Raw genomic sequence first — 12,857 nt, forward strand, 5'->3', positions numbered from 1 at the left:
CTCTGCCCTGAAAAACCTCTTCTTTTTTACATCGCTAAAGAAGGCGAAGTCCTTGATGAACCAATATTGAAAAGCAAGTAATTACTTGCAAAAAATAACAAGCCAGCACTTAGGGCTAATAGCGGGTTATTCGCTAATAACTCCAAGCTGGTTATCACTACAGTAGTTCGTATTATTTCAATCAGCCGTATGTTTAGATTGCCATTGGCAACCCTTCCAAGACCATAGATAGTAAGCAGAATTAATGATCCTGTCATCCAGGAGCTCAGTGAATGATTATTAAAAGTAAAAGATACGTAGACATATAAAACAATAATCAGGGCCAGATTTAAAAGCATATATAATTTGGGGGAATCACTATTTTTTTTACAAACCTGTTGTTTTGCAAAAATAGCACCTTCTTTTTTTAATTGATGAACAATCCATTCTGGCGGCATAAAGAACGCACGAAGCAGATTTAATTTATTTTTTAGATGCCTGCCATAATAGAAAAGATCTTTAATCACTTTAATATTGGCGTAGAAGGGATTCCATGAATCCAGAGGCTCTGTTACTCCATATTCAACAGGAGTATTTTCTGCTTCAAAAGTACCAAATAACTTATCCCAAATAATCAAGCTTCCCGCATAATTTTTATCAATATACTGCGGATTTTTACCATGATGCACTCGATGATGAGAGGGGGTGTTAAATACGTGTTCAAACCAACCCATTTTCTTAATGGTTTGGGTATGGATCCAGAATTGATAAATGCTGTTTAAAGAAGCCATAGTGACAAACATTGTGGTTGGAAAACCAATCAGGGCCAAGGGTAAATAAAATATCCATGAGGTTAGCGTTTGTAAATATCCCTGACGCAAAGCTACTGACAGATTATAGAGCTCACTTTGATGATGAACTGAGTGACCGATCCAAAAGAAATTAACTCTATGACTGGAACGATGAAACCAATAATAACAAAAATCCACAGCAAGCCAGAGCAGAATCCAGGAAATGATGGAAAATGGGCTGAAGTGGAAAAAGGCATGATGTTCATACAAATAGTAATAGCTATAAATAAGGAGTCCTCTTATTGGAAGAGCGCCGATTTGTTCAAGAATACCACTGCAAAAATTATTTATTGAATCATTAAAGTAATATAAAGAGGCTCTTTTGTATCGAGATATAAAATATTCGAGTACGATTAGAATAAGGAAAACTGGAGCAGCTAAAACGATAAAATTAATGCTCATAACATCCTTTTAATAAATTTTAATGAAAGTTTTTATACTGATTTTTATACAATAACAGATGATTTGTAAATGTAGCGATTGATTTTTAAACTCAATTTAAGGATAGGTGATGCACCAGCAAAAAGATGTTCAGCAAAACAATCAAGTAGTCCAGCCTCTTGTAGTTTTTGTTATTTTACTGCTCATGACTTTGATGCAAATGACTACAGATCAATATGTTCCTTCGCTGCCTGCGATCACGAAAATCTTTCATAGTAATCCTGCATCCATTCAATTAACACTTTCGATTTTTATGTTGGGCTTGAGTATTTCTCATGTTTTTTACGGGCCATTATCCGATAAGATTGGTCGAAAACCACCACTAATGTTTGGCGTGGGATTAAGTGTGTTTGGCACTCTGTGTTGTTTCCTGGCCCCCTCGGTGAGTGTGTTGATTCTAGGGCGATTTTTACAAGGTTTTGGTATTGGTTGTTGTAATTCTGTAGGGCGCTCCCTGGTTCGTGATTTATTTACAGATAGAGTGTTGGCTAAAATTGGTTCCTATGTAGGCATCATCAGTATTTTTATAATGGCTGCTTCACCTACCTTGGGTGGATATATTCAAGAACAGCTGGGGTGGCGTGCCAATTTTTTATTTTTACTTATCTTTGGCATCATTGTTTGGCTTTTAGCGTTTGCTATTCTTCCGGAAACGAATAAAAACCTTAATCCTGATGCAATTAAAATGAGGGTAATGGGCCGCAATTATTTGAGTTTATTACGCAGCAAGATTTTTTTAGGTTACACCCTCTGTGCTTGTTTTGCTTGTGCGGGTTTAGTTTCTTATCTCACTATTGCTCCTTTTTTATTTCAAGATATTTTAGGCTTAACACCGCTGGAGTTTGGGCAATTAACCTTTTTTATTGCAGGGGCTATTTGTTTTAGTGGGGCTCTTAATAGCCAATTAGTCATGCATAAAGGCGTTTCTTATATGGTATTTATTGGCGTATTGTTTATGATCGTGGGCGGTTTCAGTATGCTCATTGCGGCTCTATGTGGAGTAAAACAAATTCTGTATATTATGATTCCTATGGCTTTGTTTAGTGTGGGCGCTGGTTTTACTTTTATCAATGCATTCGCCGGAGCTTTTCATCCTTTCCCCCAAATAGCGGGCACTGTAGGTGCTTTATACGCCAGTATGCAAGATTTAAGCGCAGCATTTGCTAGTGGTATTATTGCCTTGTGTAAAGACCACGGACAGTATTCGTTAGCTATAATATTACTTATTTTAGGTTTAAGTTCCTTGGCTGCATGGTATTATCTGGTTTTTAGAGAAGAGAGAGGAATTGATGAAAATAACAGATAGTGAATTAAAAGATATCGTTTGCAAATTATCTGGCTCAAAAATAGATGAAATCCAGGGTGACACGGCACTTATTGAAGATTTGCATCTGGACTCTCTAAAGATTGTAGAATTATTAGCCATTCTCAGTGAAGAATATAATTTGCCGGTGACTGAAGAGGATGCAATGAATTTTCATACTTATAAAGATTTGTATGATTTTACCCAGGCCTAAGTCAGTAGGCCAGGCAGGGCAGAAAAGATGTAGGTTGGCTCTGAAGCATCGCGAAGCCCAACAGCAAAGCTATCATCTACTACACGCCAAGATAATGCCACGATTCTAATTTGTTGTTGGGCTTCGCCTAAGCTCAGCACCAACCTACACTCCATTCTGCACTCAGGGCAGAAAAGATGTAGGTTGGCGCTGAAGCACCGCGAAGCCCAACAGCAAAGCTATCCTCTACTACACGCCAAGATAATGCCACGATTCTAATTTGTTGTTGGGCTTCGCCTAAGCTCAGCACCAACCTACACCCCATTCTGCATTCAGGGCAGAAAAGATGTAGGTTGGCGCTGAAGCATCGCGAAGCCCAACAGCAAAGCTATCCTCTACTACACGCCAAGATAATGCCATGATTCTAATTTATTGTTGGGCTTCGCCTAAGCTCAGCACCAACCTACACCCCATTCTGCATTCAGGGCAGAAAAGATGTAGGTTGGCTCTGAAGCATCGCGAAGCCCAACAGCAAAGCTATCTCTACTACACGCCAAGATAATGCCACGATTCTAATTTATTGTTGGGCTTCGCCTAAGCACAGCGCCAACCCACACTATTTATTTAGATAACCTCTAATAAAGCACAGGCGGCGATACCTCCACCTCCTGCTGCAACTAGAAGGACTTTGTCTTTAGGCTTTAGTTTGGCGTGTTGTCTTAGATTATCTAGAGCAATGCCAACACTGGAACCCGAAGTGTTACCTGTTTCTTCCACTGTTTTGACTACTTGCTCATCAGAAAAACCTAATTGTTTTGCTACGGATAATACTAAATTTTTATTGCCTTGATGGGGCACAAGCCATTGAATATCGGCAGGAGACATATTTAATTCTTTTAAGAAATCCAGGGCTGTGTCTACCATGCCATGCACTGCTTTAACAAATAACGCGGTGCTTTCTTTAATAGTGATGTAAAATTGTTCGGGGTTAGTGCAATGTGCGGCAGGGAGGCGGGAACCACCTGCCGGAGTAGAAACCGCATCACTGACCTCTCCATCGGCAAACAAGGAAGAGGCGATAAAACGAAACTCTGCTTGTTCCGGATCTTGAGATACAATGCAGGCTGCTGCGCCATCGCCAAATAACACACTGGTGGTAAAATTGTTTTTATTTAAAAATTTAGAACGAATTTCACTGGCTATGAGTAATACCGAACCTAAACTTGCTTGGGCAATTGCAGCACTGGTATGTAAGCCGACTACAAATCCTGCGCAGGCCGCGCCTATATCAAAAGCGCCAGCATTTTGCAGTCCAAGACGATATTGGATTAAAGGACTGGTCGGTGGCGAGATATAATCTCCAGAAATCGTCGCGAGAATAATTTGAGTTATTTTATTTTTTTCCCGGGATTTTTCAGCAAATAAATTTTCGGCGGCAAGAACAGCAAGATCACTACATGCTTGATCTTCATTAACCCAACGCCTGTTCTTAATACCTGTTGAAAAACCAATCACTGCAGGATTTTGCGAGCTATTCATCCAATCCAGTACGTCCTGATTACTCATAATTTTTTCAGGAAGAGCGATGAAGGGACCTTTAAGATAAATGGGTTTTTCTGCACGTAATAAATTCACGATAATAATCCTTCTGAACGCATCAAAGGTAAACCTCCACTGACTGTTACCACTGAGCCGGTCATAAATGAACTTTTAGAAAGAAGGGGATCTGTTGTTTCAGCAACTTGCTCTGGTTCTCCCATAGCGCCTTGAGGGATAATTTGTGCCATTTTTTCTTGATAGAGTGGTTTTGTCCAGAACTGTTCTGTTCTGGAGGTTTTGATCAAACCGACGCGAAGAATATTGGATAAAATATTGTTGGCACTATAATCTACGGCCAAATTGAAAAATAAGCCTTCCAACGCTGCCTTAGCCGTGCAATAGGCACTATATCGGCTGGTTCCGGTGATGGATGACAGGCTTGAAATTAATATCAATCTACCAAATTTATTAGCCAACATGCCTGGTAGTAAGCGATGAATCAGCCAAATATTGCCGTGAAGATTATTATCAATGTAGGTACGCACTGCATTATAGGGCAGGGCGTGCAATTTACGCAGTTGAGTCACTCGAGTGAATGCATTGAGAATTAAACCGTCTATCGGTTCTTGCATTATTTTTGCCAAATTCTCTTCACAGGCTTCGGGCTCAGAGAAATTATAGACAAAACCGGTTACTGCCATCTTTTGTTGTTGGTAGTGTTCCAGAGTCTGCTGGAGACTTTGTTCACTGGAGCAGGTAATGATGATTTGATCGCCTGCGTGAATACGTCTTTTGGCTATTGCCTGGGCAATGTCGGATGAGCCACCGGTAATTAATAGATTCATTTTGCCCCCAATTCAGTCAAGTGTTTTTCTATGGTATCAATAGATTCATAATGTTCTTTAACTAAGGGCATTACAGGGATTTTAATTTTGAACTCTCGTTCCAGCTCTATAATTAACAGCGCCAGCATCAGGCTATCCAGTCCTCCTTGTTCGAGGGTCACATGCTTGTCTTGAGGCAAGTTAATGAGTCCCACACGCTCTATAGCATTGCGAATTCTTTGAGTTAATGTCATTTTTTTTCCTTATGGTCATCGCTGCGAATAGTTAAAAGCAGTGTTTTCCTATCCGGTTTGCCATGTTGATTACGAGGTATTTTTTCAAGAAAACGAACTGAAATGGGTAGTTTTCTAGGTAATAGGTGACGTTGTATTCTCTCCAGTAATTGTTGTTCAGTCACAGAAACCGCGAGCATATTCTTTTCAAGACAGGCTAATAAACGAACGCCATAAAGTGCATCTTCTAAAGGCAAAAGAACAATTTCCTTAATCTCATCGAGAAGACACAGTTTTTGTTCTATTTCAGTAAGATTTACTTTTTCCCCACCTATATTGATCAAATTATCACGGCGTCCTTTAATGGCAACCAACCCTGAGGGTAATATCTCCGCTATATCACCAGTGTATAACCAGCCATTTTGCACCTTTGAATTTTCTTCTTCGCCAAGATAACCCAACATCGTTTGACTGCCATGGATTAATAGTTCTTGATCTTCTGATAGCTTTATCTGCCAATCTCCGACTGGATATCCGGCATACTGTTCCATAAAAAGAGGATCGTCACTTGAATAGGTAAGTACTCTGGGGGCGGCCTCGGTTAAACCATAGTTATTATAAATAATTGCATTGGGAAAAGTATGTTTTAAATCAGCACGTAAAGAAGTAGATAGCGGCGCGCCAGCAGAAATAATGGCTTTGATTTTGGCGGCGCTGTCAGGATAGAGGCTTGCCATTTTATTGATTGCTACCCAATGAGAGGGTACTCCGCTCCACATTTGCGGAACCTGATTTGTTTCCAACAGAGTTTTAATATCAGTAAACTGGGTAATCAAGTGGGTCGTTAGCCCGGTCATTAATCCCGGTAATAGTTGTCCGAGAAGGCCAAACGAGTAGGAAAGAGGCAAAAATAATAATTGCTCTTGAACTTTGGAAAAGTCTAAGGCCTTAATCACTGCCAGGCAATTTGCTTTAATATTTTTTTCAGACAATTGAACGGCTTTTATTTGGCCAGTGGTTCCTGATGTGAAGAGGACCAACGCTAACTGGGGATGATGTTTAAGCTCATTATTTTCATAGTGCTCTAACAATTCCCCCTGAGCATTAACGGTCATGGCATGACCCAAAATGGCGATTCTGGTTTGTTTTTCTTCCTCAGACCACTGATTGGCAAAAAGAGCCACGGGGATCTTGTTTTTTAATGCGGCTAATAATTGAATAATGAATTCGATGTCAGGAGTTGCCTGAAGGATGAGTATGGCTTTGGGCAGCATTTGCAATTGATGAGAGAAGCGCTCAATTTTTTGCTCCAGGAGAGCATAGGTAATGGAGAGGTCTCCCAGTTTTATGGCTATTTTTTCAGGAACATCATTGGATAGAAACTGCATCATTTATTCCTTACTTTTATCTTCCAGTTTCCAGATAGCAACTACAGGTAATGTACTATCTAATAAATGGCTGCGGCAAAAATTTCTGCGTATTTTACCACTGGTGGTATGGGGCATTGCTTTCAGGGGAATGAACACTATAGTATGCACTTCCAATTGATGAATTTGATAAATAAGCTCAAAAATGGAGTTGAATAATTCTTCTTGCGTGTCCTTGTCCATAAACCTGTCTTTTACTTCGCACATTACCGTGAGCTTGTATTCATGATCCACTTGCATCACAAAAGCGGCGCATTTACCCAGACGATGATGAAGTGGTGAATGAAGTACACTGTATTCAATGTCTTGAGGATAATGATTTTTCCCGTAGAGAATAATTAAATCTTTGATACGGCCTGTAACATAGAGTTCTCCTTCATGGATAAAGCCTAAGTCTCCGGTTCTTAAATATAAAAGGTTACTTTTATCCCCTTTGATTTTACCATTAAAAGCATGCTTTGTTTCTTTATCTTGTTGCCAGTATCCCTTGGGTACACTTTCACTACGCACCCAAATTTCACCTACCTGATCGCTATCACAAAGAGTATGTGAATCCGGATCAACAATCTTGATCGTTTGAATCATCTTGCCACTACTGACCAGACTATGGCTGTCCGGGCTTTTTTCCTCAGCAAAATGAACCCGATGATCTTGATACTCATCTTTAGCCAGAGTAACCGTGCGATAAAGTGTTCCTGGGGTTCCGCCGCTAACAAGTAGCGTGGCTTCTGCCAAACCGTAACAGGGATAAAAGGCTTCTTGGCGAAATCCATAGTCTTTAAACGCTTGATAAAAATGCTCCAGAGTTTCTTTTCTAATCGGTTCCGCACCATTGAAAGCGACGAGCCAGGAGCTTAAATCCAAACCTTCTTTCTTTTCTTCTTTAATTCGTTTAACACAATAATCATAAGCAAAATTCGGACTACCACTGATAGTGACTTTATATTGAGTAATATTTTTTAGCCAGGAAAGGGGATTTTGTAAAAATGAAAAAGGGGACATCATGATGACAGGAAGCCCAGCAAAGATAGGGGTCAAAATGCACCCGATTAGTCCCATATCATGGTGCGGTGGTAGCCAACTGAATATAACTGTTTCTTCATTCATGGAAAAAGAGGTATAAATTTTATGCAGATTATCCAGTAAATTATGGTGACCGATCATTACCCCTTTAGGGTGCATGGTTGAGCCAGAAGTATATTGAAGAAAAGCAATTTCAGTTCCAGAAATAGCGACTGGATGCCAGGCGTTACGGCTTGATAATTCAATTGCATCAATAGCGACGCAAGGAATTTGAGCAAAAGTAGGGGGGAATGTTTGTTCCTGATCAGCAAATTTAGTCAGATGATCCGCCGTCATAAAGACTAATTTAGGCCGAGAGTTCTCAATAATTCTCTGCGCTTTATCTAATAGTTTTCCCTGAGCGGGCGGGTAGATGGGAACGGCAATGCATCCAGCATAAAAACAGCCTATGAGTGCTTGAACTAACGGCAAACCCGGTGAGAATAATAACAGTACTCTTTCTCCTGGATTGACTCCCTGGGCTTGAATGGTCGCTGCTATTGCTCTTGCATGATGATCCAATGTCTCATAAGTCATGCGTTCTTCTAAATCTCTGTTTAGAAAAATACAACTAATTTTTTCAGGGGTTTGGTACGCCCTGAGTCTTACTACATCGACTAAGGACGAACATTGTTGTATTTCTTTTTGTATCATAAACTCCTCTAAATTTAGTTTTATGCTTTGTGATAGTGCAGTACCTGAGCTGCATAAGACAGGCCACCGCCCACGCTCATTAAGAGAATTTTTCCAGGTCTATCAAAAATTTGCTCCTCCACTGCTCTTGCCAAAGTATACACAATGGAGGCTCCGCCTATGTTTCCTATGTTATCAGCATCCCAGATTATTGTTTTATTGGTGAGTTGATTCTCATCCAGTACCTGATCTATCAATTTGCGATTTACTTGATGGGCAATAACCCAGGTTATTGCCTTTTTATCTTCTGCACTTGGTAATAAATGTTGGAGCATTTCTGTGTATCTGGAATAAGCTAATTCTTTTAATAAGGTTTCATCACCGATTAAATGATAGCCTACGGTTTCCATTTGTTGTTGTGTGGGAGGAAACACACCTCTGGTGGTGTATGCATCCACATATTGACCGTCTGTGGAAAAAAAAGTTTTTTCAACGGTGAAAGAGCCGGTGGTGCTTTTTTCCAAAAATAAAGTGGCGGCGCCATCAGCCAGTCCTATCCAGGTTTTTTCATTTTCAGGATCGATGACCTTGGATAGGGTTTCTGCACAGCTTAAAAGGACATTTTTATAGCCCAAAGCCATTAATGCATAGGCGAGATGTAATGTGGATAAAGAAGTAGAGCAGCCTGTTTTTAAATCATAGGCGGGTGCATTCAAACCCAGTTCTCCCAGCACTGCAGCTGCCTGAGAACCAGTAAATCGTTTATTTGTTGTGGAGCCTAACAGATAGGCATCGATGGTTTGGGGTTTATAGGTTGCCAATAATTTCTTTACACAGCGAATTGCTAAAGATTCAGCAGTTAATTCACGGGATGCATCTAAAGATTCCCAAGGTTTATGGCACCAATAGCGTTGATGAAATCCGAAGTCTTCGCCTATTTTTTCAGCAAATTTTTCAAGAAACGCTTGTGTTCTATCTGCCATTCTTGGAAAATTTTGCAAAATTTCCAGATTAGTAATCGGTTCTGATTCAGGGAGTACTCTGGAGGCTGCAGAAATTTCAAAGCGTATATTGGGTTGTAGAATTTCCATAAAGTCACCTGGATTTATTCAGCGAAATTGTCAGTCGAAGTTACACTCCTTTCTGGGAGTAGAACAAGTATTTTTTATTATTTTAATACAAAATGACTTAAATTTATTATGTTACTATAGTCTATATTTTAATTAATTACTCAATCTATGAGTTTTTAGGGAGTGGTGATGTCTTTACAGCCTACCGATAAAACCACGATGAAGTGGATAGAAACTCTTATCGATGAGCACAGCTTTCTTCCTTTTAGTCCTGATTATATTGTGAATAATCAACACCATTCTGTTGGTTCCGAGGTGATTACCGGTTTAGCCAAGGTGAACCAAAAACCTGTTGCTGTATACGCACACAATCCTTCAGTCAACCGCGGCTATGTGACCCGGGAAGGGGCTATAAAAATTATTCGTTTAATGGATAAAGCCAGAGACTTACGTATTCCAATCATTGCGTTTTTAGCTTCTCCTGGAATCTCCCTGGATTTATTAAGTGGCGATGAATACACCCAAATTATCAGTCGTAATATCAATTTATCAGGAATAGTTCCCCAATTAGCGGTAATTACTGCACCCACTCTTGGTGCACCCGCTTATTCCGCTGTGTTAATGGACATGTTATTTTTTAATAAACATCGCAGTTATCTGATGGTTACCAGTCCTATGGTGGTGCAGCAAGCTATAGGTGAAAAAGTCACCATGAGTGAATTAGGTGGAGCTGCTGTTCATGCTACAACAACAGGAATTGCTGATTTTGTTGATGACAGTACAACCGCACAAATACATCACGTTAAAACCATATTAGGCTTCTTGCCTTCCCATACCGACGAACGTCCCCCGAAATACGCGGTGCATGAACCGCTATACCCCATGCCAAACATCCCTGCCAATCCCCGCTTGCCATTTAACATGTTGGAATTGATTAATGCCGTTGTTGATAATTCTACAGTTTTGCAATATAAACGCTCGTTTGGGCAGGCCATGATTTGTGCCTTTGCCCATATCAATGGCTATGCAGTTGGTTTAGTCGCTAATCAAAGTATTCGCATTAGCGGGGCAATTGATTCGGATGCCGCTCAGAAAACATCTAAATTTATCCGCATTTGTGATGCTTACTCTATTCCGATTCTCACCTTAATTGACGTCCCAGGTTTTATGCCAGGGAAACGGGAGGAGCAAAAAGGATTATTACAGCATGGGGCGAGATTATGTGTGGCCATGCAGACCCGCGTGCCAAGATTAAGTGTCGTCGTGCGAAAATGCTATGGCGCAGCCGCTTTTTTATTAATGCAAACCAAATCCCAACATGGGGATTTGGTTTTAGCTTTGGAAACGGCAAGCCTGGGAGTAATGGGTAAAGAGACAAGCAAAAAAGTTCAAACCCATGACGGACAAATTTCCGACAAACAAAAGCCACAAGATCAAGTTGCTGAAGGGCAGATTGAGGAGTCATTAGCTGAAGCCTATTCTTTAGGATTGATTGATGAAATCATTAAGCCCACGCAAATGCGTAACCGCTTGGCGCAACATTTAGAGTTTTTATATCGAAAAATGGAGCACTTGCCACCCGCCAGCCATTCAATAGTATAAGGAAAAAAATGCCCTCACTTGATGATTTACTTTTACTTACCGGGTCATTTGAAGCTTATTTGGGTAATCCTGCAAAACAAAATACTCCGGTGAATTTCCAGGAAAGTTTAATTGACGATGAGCAAGAGTCATTGCCTTGGTCGCAGTTAAAATACATTCAGCAATGGGGTTATATGGATTATTTAATCCCTGTTCACGCTGGAGGAAAACTTAGCTCACTGGTTAATATTCATTTTTTGACTAAATCAATAGCGCGACGCGATATTACTACGGCTATAGCTATAGGACTTGCTTTCTTTGCGGCTCTTCCTGTCTGGATAGCGGGAACCGTGGAACAAAAAGAGCAGTTAGGCAAGCGTTTGCGTCAAGGTGAGATTGGTGCTCTTGCATTAACAGAAGAAGAACATGGAACCGATTTAACCGCTAATGAAATGGTTGCTATTCCTGTTGAAGACGGATGGGAGCTGACCGGACGAAAATGGTGTGTTAATTTTGCTACCCATGGCCAAACCACTTCTGTTCTTTGCCGTACTCATGAAAAAGGAGGACTGCTCGGTTTTTCCTTGTTTTTTATTGATAGGGCTTTGGCTGGCGATCATTATCAACCTATACCTAAACTACCCACTCATGGAGTAAGGGGGTTGGATATAAGCGGGTTTATTCTGAACAAGCTTCACGTGCCTAAAGAAGCGTTAATCGGTAAAGAACAAAGGGGGTTGGATATTACCTATAAAGTATTTCAAATTTCCCGAACGCTCTGTGCCTGCTTGTCTTTAGGAGGAGCTGATACTGCTTTACGTCTAGCACTGTCTTTTAGTTTGAAAAGACATTTGTACGGTAAAACAGCCTATGAAATTCCTGCCGTGAAACAGCGTCTTGGCGAGCTCTTTGTGCAACTGTTAATTGCTGATTGTACGTCTTTGGCAGTCATTCGAGCCTGTTCCGTGATGCCAGAGAAAATGAGCTTTTGGTCTGCGATTATTAAATTTCTCATTCCTAAAATTGCTGAAGACGTAGTAGAGCAATGCGCCATCATTATAGGCGCAAGGGCTTATTTACGTACTACCGAATGGGCTACCCTGCAAAAAATCAGGAGAGATATTCAAGTAATTGGTTTATTTGATGGCAGCAGCCAGGTGAATTTGGCTCTTATTGCCGGGAATTTATTACCGCAAGCGAGCATGCGTGGAACAAAATCATCGCAAGATTTAAAAAAATTGGAGCAAATTTTTAATATGAACCAGGATTGTCCTGATTTTGATGCAGAACAATTAAGACTATTTACTCATGAGGAAGATGATATTCTTGCCGGTTTGTCTGAGATTAATTCAGAGCCTATCGATCATTTGGTGGCGCTTATTCGAGAGGAAATGGTGAGATTGGATCAGCAGTTGGTGCATTTAAAAGAGCGGAAGCTATTCGATCCTCGTGGTCTTACTGCGTTTCGTCTGGCGGAGCGATACTGCTGGATTTTTGCTGCCAGTTGTTGCCTGCACATTTGGTTTTATAATCAAGATTCCCTTGGCGAAGAGTTAAAAAGCACCACGTGGCTCAATTTGGCTATCCAATTAATTCTTGATAAATTACATGTAAATCATCCCGTAGATGCTGCCATGCAAGAGATTATGGCAGAGCATTTGTGCACTTTTCATCAACAGAACAAATTGTTTTCGGTGATCCCAACAAAAATAGAGGGTTAA

At 40.5% G+C, this 12,857-nt stretch carries 13 protein-coding genes; 4 read left to right on the forward strand and 9 right to left on the reverse strand.

From position 1 onward, the window contains the following. Nucleotides 1–26 precede the first annotated feature (26 nt). A complete protein-coding gene (locus LOX96_RS11400; protein WP_250421917.1) occupies nucleotides 27–1,232 on the reverse strand; it encodes a sterol desaturase family protein in 1,206 nt (401 codons plus the stop codon). A 109-nt stretch (nucleotides 1,233–1,341) separates the two neighbouring features. Between LOX96_RS11400 and LOX96_RS11405 the strand changes: the two genes are divergently transcribed. Next, nucleotides 1,342–2,577: a multidrug effflux MFS transporter gene (locus LOX96_RS11405; protein WP_250421918.1), complete on the forward strand. Its 1,236-nt coding sequence runs from the start codon at nucleotides 1,342–1,344 to the stop codon at nucleotides 2,575–2,577. Further along, complete coding sequence (locus tag LOX96_RS11410) at nucleotides 2,561–2,788, forward strand: acyl carrier protein (RefSeq protein WP_250421920.1); 228 nt, start codon at nucleotides 2,561–2,563, stop codon at nucleotides 2,786–2,788. Before LOX96_RS11405 ends, LOX96_RS11410 begins: the two co-directional genes overlap by 17 nt. On the opposite strand, the gene LOX96_RS11415 is transcribed toward LOX96_RS11410, so the two are convergent. The 8 genes from LOX96_RS11415 to LOX96_RS11450 all read right to left on the reverse strand — a co-directional run bounded on the left by LOX96_RS11415 (nucleotide 2,785) and on the right by LOX96_RS11450 (nucleotide 9,576). Beyond that, on the reverse strand, nucleotides 2,785–2,928 hold the full coding sequence (locus LOX96_RS11415; RefSeq protein ID WP_250421921.1) for a hypothetical protein: 144 nt from the start codon (nucleotides 2,926–2,928) through the stop codon (nucleotides 2,785–2,787). The genes LOX96_RS11410 and LOX96_RS11415 overlap by 4 nt on opposite strands. Further along, nucleotides 2,922–3,077, reverse strand: coding sequence for a hypothetical protein (locus LOX96_RS11420; RefSeq protein WP_250421922.1), 156 nt, complete (start codon nucleotides 3,075–3,077; stop codon nucleotides 2,922–2,924). Before LOX96_RS11420 ends, LOX96_RS11415 begins: the two co-directional genes overlap by 7 nt. A 314-nt stretch (nucleotides 3,078–3,391) precedes the next feature. Then, nucleotides 3,392–4,402: a 3-oxoacyl-ACP synthase III family protein gene (locus LOX96_RS11425; protein WP_250421923.1), complete on the reverse strand. Its 1,011-nt coding sequence runs from the start codon at nucleotides 4,400–4,402 to the stop codon at nucleotides 3,392–3,394. Next, nucleotides 4,399–5,151 carry an SDR family NAD(P)-dependent oxidoreductase gene (locus tag LOX96_RS11430; RefSeq protein ID WP_250421924.1) on the reverse strand — a complete coding sequence of 251 codons (753 nt, stop codon included), beginning with the start codon at nucleotides 5,149–5,151 and terminating at the stop codon, nucleotides 4,399–4,401. Before LOX96_RS11430 ends, LOX96_RS11425 begins: the two co-directional genes overlap by 4 nt. Next, nucleotides 5,148–5,384, reverse strand: coding sequence for an acyl carrier protein (locus tag LOX96_RS11435; RefSeq protein ID WP_250421925.1), 237 nt, complete (start codon nucleotides 5,382–5,384; stop codon nucleotides 5,148–5,150). The genes LOX96_RS11430 and LOX96_RS11435 overlap by 4 nt, the downstream gene beginning before the upstream one ends. Further along, a complete protein-coding gene (locus LOX96_RS11440) occupies nucleotides 5,381–6,751 on the reverse strand; it encodes a class I adenylate-forming enzyme family protein (protein WP_250421978.1) in 1,371 nt (456 codons plus the stop codon). Before LOX96_RS11440 ends, LOX96_RS11435 begins: the two co-directional genes overlap by 4 nt. A gap of 3 nt (nucleotides 6,752–6,754) precedes the next feature. Further along, complete coding sequence (locus LOX96_RS11445) at nucleotides 6,755–8,503, reverse strand: fatty acyl-AMP ligase (protein WP_250421980.1); 1,749 nt, start codon at nucleotides 8,501–8,503, stop codon at nucleotides 6,755–6,757. Nucleotides 8,504–8,526: 23 nt separating this feature from the next. Next, complete coding sequence (locus LOX96_RS11450; protein WP_250421926.1) at nucleotides 8,527–9,576, reverse strand: 3-oxoacyl-ACP synthase III family protein; 1,050 nt, start codon at nucleotides 9,574–9,576, stop codon at nucleotides 8,527–8,529. Between the two features lie 168 nt (nucleotides 9,577–9,744). Here LOX96_RS11450 and LOX96_RS11455 point away from each other — a divergent pair, with 168 nt between their 5' ends. Then, nucleotides 9,745–11,157, forward strand: coding sequence for an acyl-CoA carboxylase subunit beta (locus tag LOX96_RS11455; RefSeq protein WP_250421927.1), 1,413 nt, complete (start codon nucleotides 9,745–9,747; stop codon nucleotides 11,155–11,157). A gap of 8 nt (nucleotides 11,158–11,165) precedes the next feature. Next, the gene (locus LOX96_RS11460; protein WP_250421928.1) at nucleotides 11,166–12,857 is read left to right on the forward strand and encodes an acyl-CoA dehydrogenase family protein; all 1,692 of its coding nucleotides are present in this window, start codon (nucleotides 11,166–11,168) and stop codon (nucleotides 12,855–12,857) included.

Source organism: Legionella maioricensis, assembly GCF_023618015.1.
Lineage (GTDB): Bacteria > Pseudomonadota > Gammaproteobacteria > Legionellales > Legionellaceae > Legionella > Legionella maioricensis.